Annotated in this window: 18 protein-coding genes; 9 read left to right on the top strand and 9 right to left on the bottom strand. The window is 44.2% G+C overall.

What is annotated here, in order from left to right:
* Both ACO05P_RS06880 and ACO05P_RS06875 read left to right on the top strand, forming a co-directional pair.
* The gene (locus tag ACO05P_RS06880; protein WP_421754333.1) at nt 1-2,436 is read left to right on the top strand and encodes an alkaline phosphatase family protein; all 2,436 of its coding nucleotides are present in this window, start codon (nt 1-3) and stop codon (nt 2,434-2,436) included.
* Between the two features lie 39 nt (nt 2,437-2,475).
* Nucleotides 2,476-3,324 (top strand): hypothetical protein, encoded by an 849-nt coding sequence (locus ACO05P_RS06875; protein WP_421754331.1) that lies wholly within the window; start codon nt 2,476-2,478, stop codon nt 3,322-3,324.
* Here the strand turns inward: ACO05P_RS06875 and lhgO are convergent.
* Nucleotides 3,321-4,541, bottom strand: a complete 1,221-nt coding sequence (gene lhgO, locus ACO05P_RS06870) for an L-2-hydroxyglutarate oxidase (protein ID WP_421754330.1) — start codon at nt 4,539-4,541, stop codon at nt 3,321-3,323. The genes ACO05P_RS06875 and lhgO overlap by 4 nt on opposite strands.
* 26 nt (nt 4,542-4,567) lie before the next feature.
* Nucleotides 4,568-5,365, bottom strand: a complete 798-nt coding sequence (locus tag ACO05P_RS06865) for an MBL fold metallo-hydrolase (protein ID WP_421754329.1) — start codon at nt 5,363-5,365, stop codon at nt 4,568-4,570.
* A gap of 85 nt (nt 5,366-5,450) precedes the next feature.
* Here ACO05P_RS06865 and ACO05P_RS06860 point away from each other — a divergent pair, with 85 nt between their 5' ends.
* A complete protein-coding gene (locus ACO05P_RS06860) occupies nt 5,451-6,899 on the top strand; it encodes a TonB-dependent receptor (RefSeq protein WP_421754327.1) in 1,449 nt (482 codons plus the stop codon).
* Between the two features lie 10 nt (nt 6,900-6,909).
* On the opposite strand, the gene ACO05P_RS06855 is transcribed toward ACO05P_RS06860, so the two are convergent.
* The 3 genes from ACO05P_RS06855 to glmM are packed head-to-tail and all read right to left on the bottom strand — an operon-like array spanning nt 6,910 to nt 10,936.
* Nucleotides 6,910-8,046: a cysteine desulfurase family protein gene (locus tag ACO05P_RS06855; RefSeq protein ID WP_421754326.1), complete on the bottom strand. Its 1,137-nt coding sequence runs from the start codon at nt 8,044-8,046 to the stop codon at nt 6,910-6,912.
* Nucleotides 8,046-9,545: an aminotransferase class V-fold PLP-dependent enzyme gene (locus ACO05P_RS06850; protein WP_421754325.1), complete on the bottom strand. Its 1,500-nt coding sequence runs from the start codon at nt 9,543-9,545 to the stop codon at nt 8,046-8,048. Before ACO05P_RS06850 ends, ACO05P_RS06855 begins: the two co-directional genes overlap by 1 nt.
* A 5-nt stretch (nt 9,546-9,550) precedes the next feature.
* Nucleotides 9,551-10,936 (bottom strand): phosphoglucosamine mutase, encoded by a 1,386-nt coding sequence (gene glmM, locus ACO05P_RS06845; RefSeq protein WP_421754324.1) that lies wholly within the window; start codon nt 10,934-10,936, stop codon nt 9,551-9,553.
* A gap of 313 nt (nt 10,937-11,249) precedes the next feature.
* Here glmM and ACO05P_RS06840 point away from each other — a divergent pair, with 313 nt between their 5' ends.
* From ACO05P_RS06840 to ACO05P_RS06820, 5 genes are all read left to right on the top strand, one after another.
* Nucleotides 11,250-12,647 carry a tetratricopeptide repeat protein gene (locus ACO05P_RS06840; protein ID WP_421754322.1) on the top strand — a complete coding sequence of 466 codons (1,398 nt, stop codon included), beginning with the start codon at nt 11,250-11,252 and terminating at the stop codon, nt 12,645-12,647.
* Between the two features lie 33 nt (nt 12,648-12,680).
* Complete coding sequence (locus tag ACO05P_RS06835) at nt 12,681-13,652, top strand: DUF368 domain-containing protein (RefSeq protein ID WP_421754321.1); 972 nt, start codon at nt 12,681-12,683, stop codon at nt 13,650-13,652.
* Entirely contained in the window at nt 13,652-14,380 is a 729-nt protein-coding gene (locus ACO05P_RS06830; RefSeq protein ID WP_421754319.1) for a shikimate dehydrogenase family protein, read from the top strand. Before ACO05P_RS06835 ends, ACO05P_RS06830 begins: the two co-directional genes overlap by 1 nt.
* A gap of 95 nt (nt 14,381-14,475) precedes the next feature.
* Entirely contained in the window at nt 14,476-16,584 is a 2,109-nt protein-coding gene (locus tag ACO05P_RS06825; protein ID WP_421754318.1) for a DUF349 domain-containing protein, read from the top strand.
* 3 nt (nt 16,585-16,587) lie between these two features.
* Nucleotides 16,588-17,478: a bile acid:sodium symporter family protein gene (locus ACO05P_RS06820; RefSeq protein WP_421754316.1), complete on the top strand. Its 891-nt coding sequence runs from the start codon at nt 16,588-16,590 to the stop codon at nt 17,476-17,478.
* Nucleotide 17,479: 1 nt separating this feature from the next.
* On the opposite strand, the gene ACO05P_RS06815 is transcribed toward ACO05P_RS06820, so the two are convergent.
* The 4 genes from ACO05P_RS06815 to ACO05P_RS06800 are packed head-to-tail and all read right to left on the bottom strand — an operon-like array spanning nt 17,480 to nt 19,313.
* Nucleotides 17,480-17,884, bottom strand: coding sequence for a hypothetical protein (locus tag ACO05P_RS06815; RefSeq protein ID WP_421754315.1), 405 nt, complete (start codon nt 17,882-17,884; stop codon nt 17,480-17,482).
* A gap of 58 nt (nt 17,885-17,942) precedes the next feature.
* Nucleotides 17,943-18,407 carry a MarR family winged helix-turn-helix transcriptional regulator gene (locus tag ACO05P_RS06810; protein WP_421754314.1) on the bottom strand — a complete coding sequence of 155 codons (465 nt, stop codon included), beginning with the start codon at nt 18,405-18,407 and terminating at the stop codon, nt 17,943-17,945.
* Nucleotides 18,400-18,891, bottom strand: coding sequence for a glutathione peroxidase (locus tag ACO05P_RS06805; RefSeq protein WP_421754312.1), 492 nt, complete (start codon nt 18,889-18,891; stop codon nt 18,400-18,402). The genes ACO05P_RS06810 and ACO05P_RS06805 overlap by 8 nt, the downstream gene beginning before the upstream one ends.
* Entirely contained in the window at nt 18,888-19,313 is a 426-nt protein-coding gene (locus ACO05P_RS06800; RefSeq protein ID WP_421754310.1) for a hypothetical protein, read from the bottom strand. The genes ACO05P_RS06805 and ACO05P_RS06800 overlap by 4 nt, the downstream gene beginning before the upstream one ends.
* Before the next feature lie 203 nt (nt 19,314-19,516).
* On the opposite strand from ACO05P_RS06800, the gene uvrB reads away from it, so the two are divergent.
* The gene (gene uvrB, locus ACO05P_RS06795) at nt 19,517-21,535 is read left to right on the top strand and encodes an excinuclease ABC subunit UvrB (protein WP_421754309.1); all 2,019 of its coding nucleotides are present in this window, start codon (nt 19,517-19,519) and stop codon (nt 21,533-21,535) included.
* Nucleotides 21,536-21,558: the final 23 nt, after the last annotated feature.

Here is a 21,558-nt window from a genome sequence, read left to right as displayed (position 1 = left end):
ATGACAGATCCAAAAAAGCATAATCAAAGTTCGCCCTTGCTACTTTTAGGCTGGGATGGCGCCGAGTGGTCGGTAATTCGAAACCTCATAGATCAAGGCGAAATGCCCCATTTCCAGAACCTCCTGGCTCGAGGTAGTGAAGGTGCCCTGGCGAGCCTGCAACCTATGATTAGTCCTTTACTTTGGACTTCAGTAGCTAGTGGCAAAAGAGCTCATGAGCATGGCGTTTTGGGTTTTGTGGAGGAAAGTTTGCAAGGGCCCAGAGCGATTTCGAGCCTACAACGACGGGTACCTGCCCTTTGGAATATTCTATCGGAAGCAGGGATTTCGTGCCAGGTATTAAACTGGTGGCCCTCCAATCCCGTTGAGGCGATTCGTGGGGATATGATCTCTAATTTGGCTTTCGCCGAAGGTGATTTAAAGGGGCAGTTTTATCCCAAGGAATGGGGTGATTTCCTAATTTCTGAAAAGGAAAAGGCCCATGAGCTAGACCCAGAAATCTTGGCTGGCTTTTTCCCGGAAATGGCAGCGGAACAGTTACTAAAAGATCCTTTGGTTCAGAAAGTTGGACGTATCCTCTTGCGAAGCCGAATGCAGTTTAACTGTGCCATGGCTATGTTACAAAAGGATGCCCAATGCCGGATGTTCTATTTCGAAGCATTGGATCAATTACAGCACTTAGGAGCCGCATATTTCCCACCGCAGCAAAGCCAGGTATCAGATCTCGATTTCAAGCATTATCAATACATTATAAGTGCAGCATATCGCTGGCATGATGCCATGCTTGGTAGTATGCTCAATGTCGCAGCCGGGCATAATGTGATCCTAATTTCCGACCATGGCTTTGAGCTTTCCGCCGGAAGGCAAAAGGAGCTACCTAATCTGCCTGCGGCGCCCGCATCAGAACATAAGGCATTTGGTGTTTTTGCCGCTACCGGTCCCGATTTTGTGCGGGGTCGAAAATTGTATGGCATTAGCCTTTTAGATCTGGTTCCCACTATTCTGCATCATTTTCAATTGCCACTTGCCAAGGATATGGAAGGTCGGATTATAAAGGATTTATTGAGGACTAAATCAGCTGCCAGCTGGCTGCCGACCTGGGATGTGATAAAAAGCTCTCATTTTCTGGATGTCCATGCGCAGCAAGGGCAAAATGATGCCTTACGCGATTTGGAGGAATTGCAATACCTCGATTTAGCCCACAGCCAGCAAATGGGTATTCGTGAAGAGCATAATTACAATAAGGCTATAAGCCTGAGGGAGGTAGGCGCTTATGCGGAGGCTCTTCAACTATGCGATCAGCATTGGTTAAATAGCGAGCAGGCCTATCGTTGGTATATTTTAAAGGCGCGTTTAATTCTCAATATCGGAGATGCAAAGCTTTGGGATAATTTTTGGCAGGGTCTTAAATTAGAGTTTCAAGAAGATTTACAATTGCGTTTTTGCAAAGCCTTGTCATTGCTTCAAAAGGGGCGAGCCGAAATGGCTTTGATTGAAATGCAGTCTTTAGAAAAAGTAGGTTTACAAAGTCCGACGCTCTACCAAGAGATGGGGCATGCTTTGTTTTTGGCGAGTCAATGGGATGCTGCCGATCAGCAATTTGATCGGGCTTTAGCGCTAAATAAAGAATACAGTCCGGCCTTAAACGGGAAGGCTCAGGTGGCCTTTGCTAAAGGGGCTTACGATGATTTTGAAATGTATGCGAATCAGGCCTTGAGCCTAAAAATGCATCAACCTCATTTGCATTATCTCTGGGCCTTGCATTACCATCAAAAAGGAGAAGCTGATTCTTGTAGAAAGGCTTTGCAACTTTGTTTGCAAATGGCCCCTAAGCATCAAAAAGCTTTGATTCTGAGAGAGGATTTAATAGGCCAAAACCCCGAGGCCAGCAGCATTATTATAAGTGGTTTTCCTCGGTCGGGTACCAGCTTTATGATGGCTCTATTGGAAGCCAGTGGTTTGGAAATTTTGCAGGACCATATACGCGAGGCAGATCACCATAACCCTAAAGGTTATTATGAGTGGGAGGCCTTGAAAAATTTGCCCCAAAGTGGAGAGCTCCCTCAAACGGAAGCTAAAGTGCTAAAAGTAGTAGCCCCTTTATTACCCTATTTACCTGCCGATCGAAAGTACAAGGTGATTTGGATGGATCGTCCGCTGCTTGAAATTATCCTTTCGCAAGCTAAGATGAGAGGGGAGCCAGCCAGTCTTGAAAATTTCCCTTTTCAAAAGGGTCAACAATTAGAAAGGGAAAGACAACGTTTTCAGCTGTGGCTGGATCAACAACCGTATATCGAATGGATGGAAGTTTCGTATCGAGCTTTATTAAAAGGAGAAGCATTACCGGAAATCAGCCGTTTTTTAGGTCATTCCGTGACTAAAGAACAGTGGGAAAAAACAGTTGACCCACAATTGCATCGAAACAAAATTGGCTAGTCCGCACCTTTTATAGATTTTTGCCCAGTTTTACGGATTATGAAGGATAAGAAACAAAAAGAGAGTTTAAAGTATTTGGGAGCCATCAGTGGGTTATTAGCTGCATATGGCGCAGATGCTCAAATCAAGTATGTTGATTTGGCCGATACTACTCTAAATACCAATAATGCCTATTGGGATTTGGATATTGATGAAGACAGCCTTGGTGTGGTTGACTATCGTTTTATTCAATATGTAGATACTTCAATTTTCAATGTTAGTGGCAATTTTGTGCAATCTCGCGGAGTGGCTGCTAATTCGATTTTAGGCCTCGACTATGGTAACTACGCTTATCCTTTTAATCTAAGTCCTGGCGATAGCATTGGCCCAAATTCGGTATTTAAAGGTAGTGGAGGCTCCTATTCCCTGGGGCAGCTTTCTATGGTGAGTAGTGGTAGTGGCAGCCCTAATGATAAATTCAATGGGGCATTAAACGGCTTAATCGGCCTACGCTTTCGCGCAGAAGTAGATGATACGGTTCGCAATTATTACGGTTGGATCCGAGTTGATGTAGCGGCTGATTATAAGTCTGTCACCATTAAAGATTATGGCTATAATGAGCAGTATGGTGAAGGGATTGTAGCTGGTGAAGGATCTGCCTGGATTGGTTTGCCAGAAGCGGAAGAGCAGGTATTTAGCCTGCGTCAATTAGATGAAACGCTCTTTTTTGAAATCCCCGAAGGCAAAGCCCAATTGCAAATATTCAGCTTAGGGGGCGCCTTGGTTTGGGAGCAGGAGTACGAGAAAGGACCAACTCGTTTGGAACTTCAGAATTTTGAAAAAGGCATGTACATTGCTCGTCTACACAATTCTGCAAGTAGCGAAGAAATCCGCGTTCTGGTTTATTAAGCTTTTATCTTAGGGACAAATCCGGCCATGTCGAGTATTTCATCGGCAATGGCTAAACTGGCAGTAGCGGCCGGAGATGGAGCATTTAGTACATGCACCGAATTTCCGAACCTTTCGATCTTAAAATCATCTACCAGATCGCCATTGTATTTTAAGGCCTGAGCTCGAACCCCGGCGCGCACAGGACGAATATCTTCCATCTGCAATTCCGGTATCATTTTTCGCAAAGCGTCTAAAAAGAGCTTTTTCGAGAAAGCCCGTTTCATTTCCTCAATGCCTTGTGCTGCATGGCGACTAAATAATTTCCAGGTTCCAGGAAAGGTAAGGGATTCGAAGGTGTCTTTAAAACTAAAGGAACTGGGGGAATAACCCTCCCGCTTAAAGGAGAAAACAGCATTAGGACCACATTCCACACTGCCATCAACCATACGGGTGAAATGCACACCCAAGAAAGGGAAATCAGGATCGGGTACGGGGTAAATCAAGTGCTTTACTTTATGCCTGGCCTCTTCCGTTAATTCGTAATAATCGCCACGGAAGCCTACAATTTTTAAATCGGGTTTAGCCCCTTCTTTACGAGCCAAACGATCACTTTGCAATCCGGCACAAAAGATCTTATGCTGAGTATAAAAGTTTCCTTTATTGGTGCGGATTCCTTCTTTGCCATCTTCGCGAAAGCTTTCCAGAAATTGAGTGCTTAGGAATAATTCACTTTTGGGATTACGAGCTTTAATCAGTTCTACCAATTTTTTGCAAAATCCAACATAGTCGATGATTCCCGTAACCGGAACGCGAATCGCTTTGATGCCTCGGCTAAAGGGTTCAATATCACGGATCGCATCCGGACCAATCATCTCGATACCTTCAATCTGATTAGCCTGTCCTTTTTCGAAGATGCCTTGTAAAATGGGCAGTTCCTTCTCCTCCGTAGCGAGAATGATTTTCCCGCAAATGTCGTGAGCCACCCCATGTTCTTTGGCGAAAGCCACAATTTGCTTGCGACCATTGGTACAATTCAGGGCTTTGAAACTGCCGGGTTTATAGTAGATACCCGAATGAATTACCCCCGAATTTCGGCCGGTTTGATGAGCGCCTAAATGATCTTCTTTTTCCAAAATCGCAATGCGATGCTCAGGAAAAGCCATCTGATATTTATAAGCTGTGGCTAAGCCTACAATGCCACCACCAATAACTATGAGATCAAAATTTCGGTCCATCTGAGAATTTTTGCGAAGGTAAGGCGCTAGCTTGAGGCTAATGTCAATTGCAGTCCATCATAAGCCAAATTTCTTCCGGCTTTCATTTTGGATTCAATTTCAGCATGCAGGCCTAATTGATGACTGATATGAGTGGCGTAAAACTGAGCTACCTCTAATCGATCTGCAATGGCTAAGGCCTCATCCAGGGTAAAGTGGGAATGGTGGGCTTCATGCCGAAGGGCATTTAAAATAAATACCTCCAAGCCCTCCAGTTTAGGCCATTCGCTATCAGGGATATGGTTAACATCGGTGAGGTAAGCCAGCTTTCCAAAGCGAAAGCCAAGGACGGGTAAATTGGCATGTTCCAATTCCAGAGTTTCCAATTCAATATTCCCAATTTGAAAGGGGCCTTCCGGGATACGGATTAAATCGATTTGAGGAATACCCGGATACTTGCTGTTTTGGAAAATATATGAGTATTGCTCTCTTAAGCGTTCTTCCACTGCTTCCGTGCAGTAAATGGGAATGGAGTGCCCCTGAATAAAATTGATCGCTCTTAATTCGTCTAATCCAGCCGTATGATCTTGGTGTTGGTGGGTGATCAGTACCGCATCAATATCATGGGTTTTAGAGCGCAATAATTGTTGACGTAAATCGGGTCCGGCATCGATTAATATTCGAGTGCCCATTCTTTCCACTAAAAAGCTGCTGCGTAATCTTTGGTCTTTGGGATTGCTGGATTGGCAAACTTTACAATCACAGCCAATCATCGGAACCCCTTGTGAGGTGCCGGTTCCAAGGAATTCGAAGTACCAGTCTGCTGAAGCTTTTGAAGGATTCAAATTTTAATTGCTTTTTCGGGTCAAACATAGCTAAACTATTACTTTTGTTTACCGTTAACCTTCTGATAGATTAGACCCTCTACTTATGGAACGCATGGTGTTGTCTACTGCCCAAAAGGCATTAAAAGTCAACCTGAATGAGAACATTTATGGCACCTTCGCCGAGATTGGCGCTGGCCAGGAAGTTGTTCGAAATTTCTTTCGGGTTGGAGCCGCCTCAGGTACAGTAGCTAAAGCAATGAGTGCATACGACAAACTCTTTTCCGATGCCATTTATGGTAAGGAAATGGACGGACGTTATGTTACTGAAGATCGTTTACGTAAAATGTTAGACCATGAATATGGTTTGATTGAAAAACGATTGGATCGCACCGATCATCCTAAGCGATGTTATTTTGCCTTTGCCAATACCGTTGCAACCATCAACTTCACCCGTAAGTTTAAAGGTCATGGTTGGATGGGAATTCGCTTCCAATTGGATCCTGATAAGGAACCCAATGATGTGCTTTTCCACATCCGTATGAAGGAGGAGGAAGCTTCCTTACAGCAGGAAACCATCGGGATTATGGGGGTGAACCTCATTTACGGATGTTTCAATATTCGCAATAATCCTGAGGAATTACTGAAATCACTTTACGACAATATCGCGCGCTACAAAATGGAGATCGATATGATCCATTTTGAAGGCCCTGAATTTGAGAATGTAGATAACCGTTTAATGTCCTTACGCCTTATCCAAAATGGCATGACCGATGCGGTGATCTTTGGGCCTGAAGGCAACAATATTTTGCCAGCGGCCCTGCTCTATAAAAAGAACATTCTTACTGCCCGTGGTTCGTTCCGTCCTGTTACCAAGGTAAATATGGACATGGTGCGAACCAGTATCGATGCCTTTACTCAAGAGCGAAAAGTGAAAAAGGATAAGCTGGTAGTGCTATTTGAAATCACCCTGAACAATTTGAAATCGGAAGGTGAGATTGATGAGCAAGACTTCCTGGATCGGGCGGATATATTATGCTCGCTGGGGCAAACGGTATTAATCTCCAATTATCAGGAGTATTATAAATTGGTAGAATACTTCTCTCGTTATTCAGAGGAGCGAATGGGCCTTATTATGGGGGTTACCAATTTGCATGAGCTCTTTGATAATAAGTACTACCGCGATCTTAAAGGGGGAATTCTGGAGGCCTTTGGAATCTTGTATTCCAGCGATCTTAAGCTTTATGTGTATCCATCGCAACCCAATCCGGATGATCCGATTGAGACTTCCAAGGACTTTAAGATTCACCCACGTTTCCAACCTCTGTACGACTTCCTGGTGTTTAACCGCCGGATTAAGGATATAGAAACCTACGATCCTGAAATCTTACAGATATTCTCCCGCGATGTTTTGAAAAAGATCCGCAATGGAGAAAGCGGCTGGGAGGATTGTTTACCTGCTTATGTGGATCAAATGATTCGCGACAAGCATCTTTTCGGTTATTATCCTCACACGGAAGAAGCGGAAGCAGTTGATCTAAGTTCCGAAGAGTAATTCGGAACTTTTAAGCTTGTTTTAATTCGGCCATAATGGCCAGAGCCTTCTCAATATCGTGAGTGCTATTGTCTTTGCCAATGGAAAAGCGAACCACCGGATCGGTATGTTCAGGGTCCATGGCAGCGATTACATGCGATTTTTGAACGCTACCAGAAGAACAGGCACTTCCGCCGGAAACAGCTAATCCTTTTAAGTCGAGGTTAAAGAGCAACATGCTGTCTTCAGAAAGTTCAGGGATACTAACGCTTAAAACGGTATACAGACTTTCATCGGTGTTGGATAAGCCATTGGCATAAATCTTAGGGAACAATCCCTTTAATCCTTGCCAAAGTTGTGCTTTAAGTGCTTCGATATGGGCTCGCTCTTCATCTAAATTTTGATAGGCTAAATCCAATGCTTTGGCCAGCGCTCCTATTTGTACAATGCTCTCAGTACCACCCCTTAATCCGCGTTCTTGCGCACCTCCGGTAATGAAGGAGCTTACTTTAACCCGACGATCGATATACAAGAATCCCACTCCTTTAGGGCCATAAAACTTATGGGCCGAAGCGGTGGCAAAGTCAATGGGCAGGTCTTTTAATGAAAGAGGGTAATGACCTACCGTTTGCACGGTATCGCTGTGCAACCAGGCTCCGTATTGGCGACAAAGATTCCCTGCCTTTTCAATGTCCAAAAGGTTGCCGATTTCATTATTGCCATGCATTAGGGAAACCAGAGTAGGAGTCGAGTTAGTGCTCAATAGTTGCTCTAATTGCTCAAAGTCAATACGCCCCTTGGGATCTACATTCAGGAGAATAAGCTCAGCTTCAAAGGCTTTGGACCACTTTTCAGCAGCCTTAAGTACCGCATGGTGTTCTAGCGGTGAAGTAATAATGCGCTTAACTTTTAAATCGCGCAAAGCCAAGCTGATCGCAGCATTATCTGCCTCAGTTCCTCCGGAGCAGAAAACGATTTCTGCCGGAAGGCAATTGAGATTGCGGGCAATGCTTTTGCGACTGGCCTCTAAGATTACTTTGGCCTTTCTACCTTGACTATGGGTACTGGAGGGATTGCCATAGGCGCCATCCATTAATTCCAGCATATATTCTTTTACCTCCTTCCGCAAAGGGGTGGAGGCGGCATTATCCAGATAAATTAATTCCATTAGTAAAACCAATTGTTCACCAGTTCAGCGCCGGTATCAGCACTTCCGAGATGAATAAAGCGGTTACTTCCTTTTTCGAAATGGTATTCTTTGGCGTATTCTTCCCAATTATTGGCAATATCCTCAATAGCATCACAAATGAAAATAGCCTCCTCATCGGTTAAGGTCGGGTGTACGGATAGGCGCACCCAACCTGGACGAAAGGAAATATCACCCCCTAAAACAATGTCCATGGTTTTGCGGCTGCTTTCTTTATCGAGATGCAGGAGGTAATGACCGTAGGTTCCAGCGCAACTACAGCCACCACGAGTTTGAATACCATACAGGTCATTTAATAATTGCACTACCAAATTGTAATGCACCCCTTCGAGGTAAAAAGACAGAGCACCAATACGTTCGCGGATATGTCCGGCCAGAATTACCATGCCTTTCATTTTCTCCAATCGATCGAAGATATAATTGAGCAATTCCTTTTCCCGGGCTTTGATGGCCTGCACTGAAATTTCGTCTTTCAATTGCATGGCAAAGGCAGCCTTTATGGTTTGTAAGAATCCGGGGGTGCCACCATCTTCGCGAGATTCGATATCCTCAATATAATAACGTCCACCCCAGGGATCGGTCCATAAAACAGTGCCACCACCAGGATGATCGGGAACGCTATTTCGGTATAACTGTGAATTGAAAATCAAAACTCCAGGAGTTCCAGGCCCTCCCAAGAACTTATGGGGTGAAAAGAAGATGGCATCTAAATGAGCACCTTCCTCTGCGGGATGCATGTCAATATCCACATAAGGACCTGAAGCGGCAAAGTCAACAAAACAATAGCCTCCGGCCGCATGCATTTTTTTGGCTACCTCAGTATAGGGGGTAAAAATGCCGGTAACATTACTACAAGAAGTAATGCAGGCAATTTTATAGGGACGGTCTTTGTACTGGTCCAGGAGTTGATCCAAATGATCAAGGTCCATTAAACCATCATCATTATAACCAACTATTACAAGGTCAACGATGGTTTCTAACCAGGAAGTTTGATTGGAATGATGTTCCATATGGCTGATAAAAACCACCGGACGAAATTGATCTTCAATTTCAAATTTCCCTTTAAACTGTTCCGGTAATTTTAAGCCTAAGATGCGTTGAAACTTAAGCACCGCCCCGGTCATGCCGGTTCCGGTAGGAATTAAAACATCATCCGGCTGGGCGTTCACATGTTGCTTAATCACCAATTTGGCTTGATGATAAGCTTTGGTCATGATACTACCAGTGTAAGAGGTCTCGGTATGGGTATTGGCTACCATAGGACCAATTTCCTCGAGCATTTTGCGCTCTATGGGCTCATACAATCGGCCGCTGGCAATCCAATCGGCATAGAGTATTTTCTTAGGCCCAAAGGGACCTACAAATTCGGCATTATGACCTACGATGTTCTCGCGATAGCTATCGAAATGAGCTTCCCACTGGGTGCCCTCAATTTTTGAGGCCAGGGCCTTAGTTTCCATAGGCTTTAGATTAGTTCCTGTAATTCACTGATGAACCGAGTGGCCAGAGCCTCCGCTTTTTCCGGACTTTTAGCCTCGGTATAAATACGGATAATCGGTTCGGTATTCGACTTACGTAAATGTACCCATTCTTCGGCGAAGTCGATTTTCACACCATCAATGGTGCTGAGTTCTTCATTTTGGTATTTGGCCTCAATTTTCTTGAGCAGACCATCTACATCCATTCCAGCTTCTAACTGAATTTTATTCTTGGCCATAAAATAGGCCGGGTAGCCTGCTTTTAGCTCGCTTAAGCTTTTGCCACAAGTGGCCAGATGACTTAAAATCATCGCAATGCCTACCAGTGAATCACGACCATAGTGCAGATCAGGAAGAATTACTCCTCCATTACCTTCACCCCCTAAAAGGGCATTTACGCCTTTCATTTTGGTCACTACATTCACCTCGCCAACCGCAGCAGCATAGTATTCCTGACCGCGAGATATTGCTAAATCACGCAAAGCACGAGAGCTGGACAAATTGCTTACTAGCGGACCCTGCTTATGCTGTAAAAGGAAGTCGGCGGCTGCCACTAAAGTGTATTCCTCACCAAACATTTCTCCCTGATCATCGATCAAAGCCAAACGGTCTACATCCGGATCTACCACAATGCCCAAATCGCAGTTTTGCTCTTTTACCACCTTCATGATGTCGCCCAAATGCTCCTTTAAAGGTTCAGGATTATGAGGGAATTGTCCAGTAGGCTCACAATATAAGAGGGCAGGATTTTCAATACCTAAGGCCTTTAATAGGATCGGGATGGCAATACCGCCAGTGGAGTTAACGGCATCTACCGCTACTTTTAAACCTGAATTACGAATGGCTTCTACATCAATATAAGGAAGGGCCAAAATCGCTTCTACATGCTTTTCGATTAAGCCATTCTTTGCTTCTACACTGCCCAGATCGTCGACTTCTACAAAATCGTAATCTTCATTTTCGATCATGGAAAGTAATTCAGCGCCATCGGCAGCCGAGATAAATTCTCCCTTATCATTAAGGAGCTTTAAAGCATTCCATTGCTTGGGGTTGTGTGATGCAGTAAGGATGATTCCTCCTTGGGCCTTTTCAAAAACCACCGCCATTTCTACTGTTGGCGTGGTGGATAAATCTAAATCAATAACGTCGATACCCGTGCCCACTAAGGTGTTTTGCACAATTCCCTGAATCATGGGTCCGCTGGGGCGAGCATCGCGACCAATTACCACTTTAAGGGATTTGCCGGGATATTTTTTCTTTAACCAATGTCCGTAGGCCGCAGCAAATTCAGCTGCATCTAATGGACTTAAATTATCGCCTTTGGCACCGCCAATGGTACCTCGTACGCCAGAAATAGATTTTATTAAGGTCATGAGGGGATTTCTATTTGGGGCAAATATAAGTTTAGTGCCCCGATGAACGGCTCTTTGAAGGGAGGGGAATCCAATGAATCGGAATTTAGTTTTGGGATAAGAAATTGGTCGATAAGGACTTAAGTAGAGAAGGGCAGAAGTGGAGTTCTAAATCTTATCAACATTCTGTGCACAATCGAGAATCTACTAAGACTTAAACTGCTAATAAATAGAAATTTAGCTAAATAGTGTTCATTTCTTTGTGGATAAGCGAAAGACGGACTCTACCTTTGCCCCAGCCAATTGGATAAATTTAAATATCCAATTCTCGCCTATGTTCGAAGACGAAAATGAAGATGATTTTTTTAACCTCCTCGACCTGATCGATGAGTTTAAAAGAATGGAGTCCGCAGGGCAATCTCGCTTTTATGATTTAGAGGAGTTTGAAGCGATCTCGGACTATTTTTATGAGACCGGCAAATCTCAAAAGGCCCTGGAGGTTTTAGAGATGGCCATTGATCAACATCCCTATGCCAGCTCATTGCAATTGAAGAAGGTGCAATATCTTACTTCTTTGGATAAAACGCGTGAGGCCAGCAAGGTTTTAAAAGAATTGGAAGGTCAGGTGCACGACTATTACGAAATGCACATGGCTCGGGCCGGATTGTATTCCAAAACCGGTAATCATCAAAAAGCCATAGAGCAATACCGTCAGGCATTAGCTCATACTGAGTTTCCGGAAGATGTATATCATCTCCTGGCCTTGGAATATCAATTAATCGGTGCCTATGATAAGGCATTGCGTTATTTAAAAATGTCCCTGGCTTTATATCCGGAAGATGAAATCGCGCTCTATAATCTCGCACTTTGCTATGATCTTTTGGAAAGACCAGAGCAGGGGATCGAGTATTTGGAGTCTTTTATTGATGAGAACCCTTATTCGGAAATTGCCTGGTACCACTTAGGTTTGATGCAATCTAAGATGGGAGATAATCTGCAGGCCTTACGCTCATTGGATTATGCCATTTTAATTGACGATTATTTCTCTGCCGCCTATTATGAAAAGGCCCGCATCCTGGAGCAAGAATTCCGCTATCAGGAAGCTGCGGAAACCTATCAGGCTACCTTCGAATATGATGGGGCCAGCGGTTATGGTTATTATAAAACCGGTCTCTGCTATTTACGATTGGGTAAAAATCAGCAAGCGGAGAAATACCTTAATAAAGCCATTCAGGAAGATTCCGAATTGGAGGAAGCTTATTATGAGCTGGCTCTGCTTAAGGATGAGCAAAAGCAATGGGCCGAAAGCTTATATCTGATTAATAAGGCCGTAGAGCTAGATCCTGAAAATTGGGAATACCGTCATAGTAGTGCCATGATGCACCGCCGAGCAGGTAAGCTGGATGAAGCAGTTTTGATTTATACCAAGCTGATTGAAGACGAATACTACAATGCCAGCACATTTACCGAATATGCGCAGTTGCTATTCGATATGTGTGAGTTTAAGCAGGGCATGGATGTACTGTATCAAGCTTTGGAGCTGATTCCAGATTCTAGTCAGTTGCGTTACCAATTAGCCGGTTATTTATACACCATCGAAGAGCAGGACGAGGCGGCGATTTACCTGCAAAAAGCCATAGCCTTGGATCCGGGAGGTAAGAGTTTTTTCCTGGCCTTATTTCCCTGGCTTAAAAAGAATCCTTCTGTACGACTTCTTTTAGGCTTGGATTAAGCGGCATTTCCTTTCTTTGCCAAAACTTCTGGAATGAATAAAGCACTCCTTTTTTTGAAAGGTTTGGCCATGGGCGCTGCGGATGTAGTACCCGGAGTAAGCGGAGGAACCATAGCCTTCATTACCGGTATTTACGAGGAGCTCATTGAGAGCATCAATCGCATTAATCTCGAAGCCCTTCGCATTCTTCGCAAAGAAGGTTTTGCCAAAGCCTGGGACTATATCAATGGCTGGTTTTTCGTTCCTCTCTTTTTAGGTATCGGAGTATCAATTGTCTCTTTAGCGAAAGGAATTTCCTGGCTTTTGGAGAATCAACCGGTATTACTTTGGAGTTTCTTTTTCGGATTGGTATTCGCCAGTATATTCTTTGTAGGTAAACAGGTTAAGAAGTGGGGGCTTTCACCCGGATTGGCCTTTGTACTGGGAGCGGTAATTGCCTATATGATTACCATTTTACCGGCTTCGGGATCTAATGATGCCCTTTGGTACATTTTCCTCAGTGGCAGTATTGCCATTTGTGCGATGATTTTACCGGGGATTTCAGGCTCCTTTATTTTGGTTTTATTGGGAAGCTACTCCATCGTATTAAATGCCATTCATGAACGCGATCTAACTATCATTGCGGTTTTTGGTGCCGGAGCAGTAGTAGGCCTTCTTTCCTTTGCGCGCCTATTAAAACTGATGTTCGCCAAATATCATGATGTGACCATCGCCCTTTTATCCGGCTTCTTATTAGGGTCTTTGAATAAGATTTGGCCCTGGAAACAAGTGGAAGAGGTGCTAATCAAACATGCGGGTGAAGCCAATGAAGAGGTAGTTCCTATTTTGGAAAAAACGGTTTTGCCAGGCGATTTTAGTCGACCCATTCTGGAAGGCTCTGAAGTAATTGGTCAAACTGCTGCCGATCCTCAATTCTGGGCCGCAGTGGGCTTGGCAGTGGCTGGAGCAGTATTGATTTTCCTTTTGGAGAAATTCGGATCGGGTCAAAGCAAAAAGGCGGCCTAATGCAATTTGGGCTCATCGGTAAAAGCTTGGTGCACAGTTTTTCAGCCGCTTATTTTCAAGCGAAATTCGAAAAGCTCTCCTTAAGCAATTACCGCTACCTCAATTGCGAATTGGCTTCGATAGACGAGCTCAGTAGCTTATTGCTGGATGGAGAATGGCAGGGCTTTAATGTGACCATTCCTTATAAAGAAGCTTGTATTCCTTTTTTAAATGGGCTTTCGCCCGATGCCCAATCCATTGGAGCTGTAAACACCTTAGTCCGCAAGGGCGAGCAATGGTGGGGACATAATACAGATCATCTTGGTTTTCGTCGGGCCCTGGAAGAAGGCTGGCCCCAAATGAAAATAGATATAGCCTTGATTCTAGGCAGTGGTGGTGCTTCCAAAGCGGTAATCTATGCACTGGAGCAAATGGGAATAGAGAGCCAAATTGTGAGTCGCAATCCCGCCAAGGGGCAAATCGATTATCAGGAAGCTCAAATGCGAATGCAGGAATTCGCATTGATCATTAATACCAGTCCTTTGGGTACTTTCCCCGAGGTAGATGCCATGCCTCCATTAGAGCCTCATGGTGATTTGAGCGGCCATTATTTCATGGATTTAATTTACAATCCGGAGGAGACTTTGTGGTTGCAAAAAGCCAGAGCCGCCGGAGCAGTGGTTTTAAACGGAAAATCCATGTTGGTTTATCAGGCGGAAGCCGCTTGGAAACTCTGGCAGGATCACTAAAAGGCATCGCTAAAAAGCTGGATTTTTAAAATCTGCATTCTAGGCCTTGCTGCTTCGAAATTCCTGTATTTTTGTTCTCCCATTCACATAGCATTATGGACGATACACAGAACAACTTACCCCAAGGTGAGGAGCAAAAACCTGAAGAAAAAGATTTGCCTCAAAAACCCATTGAAATGGAAGAAGCTGCTGCTTCGGCCGAAAAGCCTGTAAAACTTGAGGACGAAAATCCTCAGGCTGAAAGCGAAGTACAAGCTGAGAACCCATCGGCCCCCGAGCCGGAAACTACTACTGAAACTGAAGCAGAAACGGCTTCGGAAGAGCTAGAAGCGGATTCGGAAGTAGTGCTAAGTGATGAGGATCTTGAAAAAGACGATGATACGGCAGAAGTTCAAGGAGATGAAGACCATGAAGAGGAGCATCCCGATGAACTGGAAATGCCGGATTATGCTGAGTACAATGCTGAGGATTTGGTGGGTGCTGCATTTAAATTATTGCGGGATCATCCTATCCAAAAGCTGAAGGATCATTTTGCCGCAATCCGTAAGTATTTAATGAACGCCTTGAATGAAGAGCGTGCAGAGAAATTAGCGGAATTTGTGGAACAAGGAGGAAATGAGATTGACTTCGAATTCATTCAGCCTTTAAGAGAGCAGTTCCGTACTATTTATAGCGAATACCGCAATCGCCGTCGCAAATTTTACGAGGATTTAAGTGCCCAATTGGATCAAAACCTTTTGGTGAAGAAGAATCTAATTGAGCGCCTTAAGGAATTGGTAAACAAGGAAGAATCGATTGGCGAAACCTTTAAGGATTTCCGGGCGATTCAAGAAGAGTGGCGTAGCACGGGTCCCGTACCACGTAATGAGAGTCGTGACTTATGGCGTACCTATCATTTCCACGTTGAGAATTTCTACGAGTACATTAAGATCAACAAGGAATTACGCGATCTTGATTACAAGAAAAACAAAGAGCATAAAGAGGAGCTGGTTAAAAAGGCTCAAGTTATTCTGGATGGCAATGACCTGCGTGAAGGCTTTAAGCAATTGCAGGAGTTGCATAAAGAATGGCGTCAGATTGGACCGGTAGAGCCAGAATTACGTGAAGAACTTTGGCAACAATTTTCCGGAATTACTCGTCAGATTCACGAAAAGCGCGATGAGTACTTCAAGGAATTGCGCACTAAGCGTGAAGAGCTCTTAGAGGAAAAACGCAAATTGGTAGCACAATTAAAGAATTTACCCAAGAACCATACTAAGCATCATGAATGGCAAAAAGCCATAAAAGAGGTAAACTCTATTCAGGATGCCTTTAAAAAGATTGGTCGCCTAAATGTGGCAGACAATGATGCGGTTTGGGAGCAATTCCGCGATGGCTTGCGTGACTTTAATCAAGCTAAAAACCAATTCTACAAAGAGCTTAAAAAGGAACACCACGATAATTTAGAGAAGAAGCGCAGCTTATTGGCGCGTGCTGAAGAACTTAAGGACAGTGAAAACTGGCGCGATACTGCCAATGAGTTGAAGCGTATTCAAGCGGATTGGAAGAAAATCGGCCACGTTCCGAAAAGTGAAAGCGATAAAATTTGGAAGGAATTCCGTTCGGCTTGTAATCATTTCTTCGATCGTTTAACTGCCCATAATAAGGGTCGCGATGAGAAGTTTGAAGCCAATGCCGAGGAGCGTCAAACTTTCTTGGATGAACTGGAAAAATGGGCTCCGGATTTAAGTGATAAGAAAGAAGCCATTAAAGCGATTAAAGCCAAGATTGGCGAATGGCGCAAGATGGGACCATCTCCCAAGAAATTGCGTAATGAGCTAGAAGGCCGTTTTAATAAGGCCATCGACAGCTTTTTCAAGGCCATTGATTTAGATCGTCAGGAATCACAGCGTATTCGCTTTGAGAATAAGGTAGATAGCTTAGCGGCACAAGGGGAACGCGAACTGCAAAGAGAGCGCGATTTCTTACGTCGTAAATTGGATGAGGCTAAAAAGGAACTGATTCAGTTAGAAAACAATTTAGGATTCTTCAGCAGCAGCAATCCGAATAGCCCAATCGTAAAAGAAGCTACTAAGAATATTGATGCTCAGAAAGCAAATGTGAGTTCTTTACAGGCCCAAATAAAAATGTTGGGACAGAAGATTAAATCCATGCGTGAAGCAGAGGAAAAATCTTCTGAAGAAACGCAAGGCTCCGAAGAATAAGAGGTGCAAAGTCTGGGCGATTACCTTATACCAGGAGGCATAGCCTTCATTATGTTGGGTATTGGCCTGGGGCTGCGCTTTTCAGATTTCCGCAGGGTATTCTTAAGACCCAAAGGAATCCTGATTGGATTGGCCGGGCAGTTCTTTTTGCTGCCCCTAATCGCCTTTTTAATGGCTTGGATTCTTCCTTTAGACCCCTTGCATAAGGTGGGTTTGGTACTTATTGCTTCGGCTCCGGGTGGCACGGCCTCGAACTTGGTAACCCATATGCTAAAGGGTAGAGTGGCCTTATCGGTTAGCCTTACTTCTTTCAATAGCTTTGGGATTTTAATCAGTATCCCGCTTTATCTCAATTTAGCGCTTACCTGGTTTCTGCATACCGAAACCGAAATCAGCATAGGCTTTATGGATACTTTTAAGGAGATCCTATTTACGGTGGTCTTGCCGGTGGTACTGGGAGTATTGCTGCATGAATACGGCCCCAGAGATTACATTAAGCGCTTGCAACAACCCCTGCGCTATATCCTGCCAATAATCCTCTTTTTGATTTTCAGCTATGCTTTATTTGCTGAAGATGGCGGTTCACAGTCAGCGGCCTTTTTGGAGCATTTCTGGCTCTTTATTCCTCTCGTCGCCTTTAATGTGGGAACCATGGTAATGGGCTTTTTCCTTTCGCGTTGGTCGGGAATAAAGCATGATGGTTCCTACACTATAGCGGTGGAATTAGGCTTGCAAAATGCAGCCCTGGCAATATTTATCGCCACCCAGGTTATTGGTCGAGCGGAAATTTCCTTGATTCCGGTGATGTACAGTAGCTTTAGCTTCTTCAGTACCTGGTTCGTTGGCTGGCTCTTAAAGCACCGTTTCCACGAACGATTTGGTATTAGCCTCTAATTTACTTTCCCAATCGATAGCCAATCCAAGCCATGGGGATATAAGCGAGGGTAATATCGGTAGCATTAAACCATGCCGGGGAGGGCAGTTCGAATACCATCATTACGCCACCCACTAAGAAGAAAACTCCGATTAACATCGCTAAGGCCAATTTCCGGTGAACCGCAATTTTGGTACAAACAAATGCGGCCAATAAGGTCCCTAAAGCATGGGCCAGGAAAGGCATTAGGAAATGCTTGGGTTCAAAAAGGTGCATGCCTGCACTAAGGCTTTCCATGGAACTATTGTCAACTCCCTCAGGAAGAGGAATTATGGAGCTGCCATTCGTGACAATAAACATATTGAGTGCACCGCCTAAAAAGGCACCGACGATTACAGCGATTAGGTTTCGTAGAATTGGATTCATAAGCTTAGTTTAAGAAACCTAAGGTATCATTTTAAGCTTAGTCTATGGGCAGAGTCCTCTACTTCATACTGTTTACCTGCTCTTCCAGGGTATTAACCAATTTAAATAGGCTTTGCTGAAAGTCCTTTAAAGCTTGGGTGTCAATCTCTGAGCTTTGGAAACTGGACCAAATCTTGCCAGGGATTTCCAAAGCTTGTTTATATAAGTCTTTACCTTTTTCAGATAGGCTGATTTTCACACTGCGTTCATCACTTTGGGATCGCTCACGGCAGATGATTTCCTTTCCTTCCAAACGCTTTAAAAGGGGAGTAAGAGTATTGGTTTCCAAATGCAGTTCTTTGGATATTTCATTAACACTGCGCTCGTCTTTTTCCCATAACACCAGCATTACGAGGTATTGGGGATAGGTTAAATCCAGTTCCTGTAAATGAGGCGCATAGATTTTGGTGGTCATGCGAGAAGCTGCATAAAGCGGAAAGCATAACTGATTGCGCAGAAAAAGAAGTTCCTCTGGATTAGGCATGACCAAGGGTTTTTTGAATATCCTCTTCCATATTCAAAGGTTCGGTGGTGGGAGCAAAGCGCTTCACGGGGTTCCCTTGGGCATCAATTAAGAACTTGGTGAAATTCCATTTGATGGCATTGGTTAGGGTGCCAGGCAAGGCCTTTTTTAAATGCTTAAAAAGAGGATGTGCGTTTTTACCATTTACATCCACCTTTGCAAACATGGGGAAGCTCACCCCGTAATTTACCGAGCAAAATTCTTCAATGTCGGCGCTGCTGCCTGGTTCTTGACCGGCGAATTGATTGCAGGGAAAACCTAAGATTTCCAAACCTTGAGCATGGTATTTCTGATAAAGTTCTTCCAGACCTTCATACTGCGGGGTAAGTCCGCATTTACTGGCCGTATTTACGATGAGGAGGGTTTTACCCTGATAGTTTTCCAAACGAACTTTTTCGCCTTTTAAAGTTTCGGCTTCGAATTGATAAATACTGGAATTGCTCATGACTGTTTTTTGGATTTTAATTTTTTTAAATATGGAAAAGCTCCACTCGACCAAAGGGCCCAAAGGATAAGCACGGGCTGAAAGAATAAGCGAATCAAGCGCTTTTGATCCGTATCCAGGCCAAAGGCATCAATGCCATTAGTATACTGTGAAATATTGCCCGGGAAAATCAGAATATAGAAGATGGCCAGGGCAATGCCCACTTTGGCTTTTTGCTTAATCCAGAAAATTAAAGCCAGACCTAAACTGATTTCTACCACTCCAGAGGACAGAACTACAAAATCCATAAAGGCGGGATCCGTAGGTAACCAGCGTGGAACCTGGGCCAGAAACTCTTCGCGTTGAAAGCTGAGGTGACCAATTCCAGCGAAGGTCATGGCTGCTCCTAATAGTATTCTAAAGATATTTTGAAGGTATCGCATTTTAAATCGTTTAAGATTATATCGTGCACGATGCAAATGTAAAATGAAAATCCTTCTGCACAAAATTTCTTGACTTTTCCTTCGATCCTGGATTGTCTTCTAATTGATTATCAATAGGCAAGCCTAAATCCTTTTGCTTTTAATTAACAGGATTGCTCGCTAATTAGCGATTGAAATGCTTTTACAATACCTAATTTCGCGGCATGGCACAAGAATTCGAAATTCAATCGGAATACAGTCCTACCGGAGATCAGCCGCAGGCGATTAAGGAACTGGCCGCAGGGCTGGTAGAGGGGGAGCGTTACCAAACTCTTTTAGGGGTAACTGGATCAGGTAAGACTTTTACCGTTGCCAATGTGATCAAGGAGATTCAAAAGCCAACTTTGGTTTTAAGTCATAACAAAACTTTGGCCGCTCAGCTGTACTCAGAATTCAAGCAGTTCTTCCCCAATAATGCGGTGGAATACTTTGTTTCCTACTACGATTACTATCAGCCCGAGGCCTATATCCCTACTACCGGAACTTATATTGAGAAGGACCTCAGTATTAATGATGAAATTGAAAAACTACGCCTTTCCACTACCTCGGCCTTATTGTCGGGTCGTCGGGATGTACTGGTTGTGGCTTCCGTTTCTTGCTTATATGGTATTGGTAACCCTGAATCCTTCAACCAGCAGGTAATTGAGATTGAAGTGGGGCAGGTGATTGCGCGCAATAAGCTCTTATATGCCTTTGTAAATGCCCTCTACAATCGAACCGCCGCAGAATTTACTCGCGGTAGCTTCCGTGTGAAGGGCGATACTGTAGATATTTTTCCAGCTTATGCTGATACTGCCTTCCGCATTCATTTCTGGGGGGATGAAATTGAGCGTATTGAACGCTTCGATCCTTCCAATCGCGAGGTATTGGAAACCTTTGAACAGGTGCGCATTTTCCCAGCCAACATCTTTGTGACCGGCAAAGAGTCCTTGCAAAAGGCCATTCATCAAATTCAGGATGATATGGTGGCGCAGGTAGATTTCTTCAATAAGCAAGGTCGACCTCTGGAAGCAAAACGTTTACAGGAAAGAACCGAATTTGATTTGGAGATGATCCGTGAATTAGGCTATTGCTCAGGGATTGAGAATTATTCCCGCTATTTAGATGGCCGGGCACCAGGCACTCGTCCCTTCTGCTTATTAGATTATTTCCCGGATGATTATCTGATGGTCATAGACGAAAGTCACGTTACCGTTTCCCAGGTGCGCGCCATGTACGGTGGTGACCGATCCCGAAAGGAAAACCTGGTTGAATATGGTTTCCGTTTGCCAGCGGCGATGGATAACCGACCCTTGACCTTCGACGAATTTGAAAGCCTGCAAAACCAGGTGATCTATGTAAGTGCTACTCCGGCCGATTATGAACTGGAGAAGAGTCAGGGTGTAGTCGTAGAGCAATTAATTCGACCTACTGGCTTATTAGACCCTCGTATTGAAGTACGTCCGGTGCAAAATCAGGTCGATGATTTGATGGAGGAGATTAATAAACGGACGGAATTGGATGAGCGCGTTTTGGTAACTACCCTTACTAAGCGAATGGCGGAGGAATTAACCAAATACCTTACTCGCTATGGCGTGCGCTGTCGCTATGTGCATTCGGATGTGGATACCCTGGAAAGGGTAGAGATTATGCGCGATTTACGTTTAGGTCTCTTTGATGTTTTGATTGGTGTAAACCTTCTTCGTGAAGGATTGGATTTACCGGAAGTTAGTCTGGTAGCTATTTTAGATGCCGATAAAGAAGGTTTCCTGAGAGCCGAAAGATCCTTAGTGCAAACCGTAGGTCGGGCTGCTCGAAATGTGAATGGCCTGGCGATTATGTATGCGGATAAGATGACTGACAGTATGCAACGCACCATTGATGAAACCAATCGTCGTCGTGCTATACAGCAGCAATACAATGATGATCATGGCCTAAAGCCAACCGCTTTAAAGAAATCCACCGATTCCATTTTACCTGGCTCCAAGAAGGACCATAATCCCTATCGCAGCAATCTGGTTGTACCTAAAGCCGCAGAAGAAAATGCGGTTTACCATTCGCGGGAAGATATGCGTAAGGGCGTAGATAAGATTCGTCGTAAAATGGAAACTGCGGCCAAATCCCTCGACTTTATTGAAGCGGCTGCCCTTCGTGATGAGATGGTAGCCTTAGAAGAACGCATGGAAAAGGAATTCCCTGCTTAATGAACAAATACGGTTAATTACCG

The sequence above is a fragment of the Croceimicrobium sp. genome, assembly GCF_965228705.1.
Taxonomy (GTDB): domain Bacteria; phylum Bacteroidota; class Bacteroidia; order Flavobacteriales; family Schleiferiaceae; genus Croceimicrobium.
Note: the sequence above shows the minus strand (reverse complement) of the source record. Positions and strands in the feature narration are given on the sequence as shown.

Bases quoted from the DNA above. Each gene is read 5' to 3' on its own strand.
- ACO05P_RS06880 (WP_421754333.1), top strand. From the start codon at position 1: ATGACAGATCCAAAAAAGCATAATCAAAGTTCGCCCTTGCTACTTTTA.
- ACO05P_RS06875 (WP_421754331.1), top strand. From the start codon at position 2,476: ATGAAGGATAAGAAACAAAAAGAGAGTTTAAAGTATTTGGGAGCCATC.
- lhgO (WP_421754330.1), bottom strand. From the start codon at position 4,541: ATGGACCGAAATTTTGATCTCATAGTTATTGGTGGTGGCATTGTAGGC.
- ACO05P_RS06860 (WP_421754327.1), top strand. From the start codon at position 5,451: ATGGAACGCATGGTGTTGTCTACTGCCCAAAAGGCATTAAAAGTCAAC.
- ACO05P_RS06855 (WP_421754326.1), bottom strand. From the start codon at position 8,046: ATGGAATTAATTTATCTGGATAATGCCGCCTCCACCCCTTTGCGGAAG.
- ACO05P_RS06850 (WP_421754325.1), bottom strand. From the start codon at position 9,545: ATGGAAACTAAGGCCCTGGCCTCAAAAATTGAGGGCACCCAGTGGGAA.
- glmM (WP_421754324.1), bottom strand. From the start codon at position 10,936: ATGACCTTAATAAAATCTATTTCTGGCGTACGAGGTACCATTGGCGGT.
- ACO05P_RS06840 (WP_421754322.1), top strand. From the start codon at position 11,250: ATGTTCGAAGACGAAAATGAAGATGATTTTTTTAACCTCCTCGACCTG.
- ACO05P_RS06835 (WP_421754321.1), top strand. From the start codon at position 12,681: ATGAATAAAGCACTCCTTTTTTTGAAAGGTTTGGCCATGGGCGCTGCG.
- ACO05P_RS06830 (WP_421754319.1), top strand. From the start codon at position 13,652: ATGCAATTTGGGCTCATCGGTAAAAGCTTGGTGCACAGTTTTTCAGCC.
- ACO05P_RS06825 (WP_421754318.1), top strand. From the start codon at position 14,476: ATGGACGATACACAGAACAACTTACCCCAAGGTGAGGAGCAAAAACCT.
- ACO05P_RS06815 (WP_421754315.1), bottom strand. From the start codon at position 17,884: ATGAATCCAATTCTACGAAACCTAATCGCTGTAATCGTCGGTGCCTTT.
- ACO05P_RS06810 (WP_421754314.1), bottom strand. From the start codon at position 18,407: ATGCCTAATCCAGAGGAACTTCTTTTTCTGCGCAATCAGTTATGCTTT.
- ACO05P_RS06805 (WP_421754312.1), bottom strand. From the start codon at position 18,891: ATGAGCAATTCCAGTATTTATCAATTCGAAGCCGAAACTTTAAAAGGC.
- ACO05P_RS06800 (WP_421754310.1), bottom strand. From the start codon at position 19,313: ATGCGATACCTTCAAAATATCTTTAGAATACTATTAGGAGCAGCCATG.
- uvrB (WP_421754309.1), top strand. From the start codon at position 19,517: ATGGCACAAGAATTCGAAATTCAATCGGAATACAGTCCTACCGGAGAT.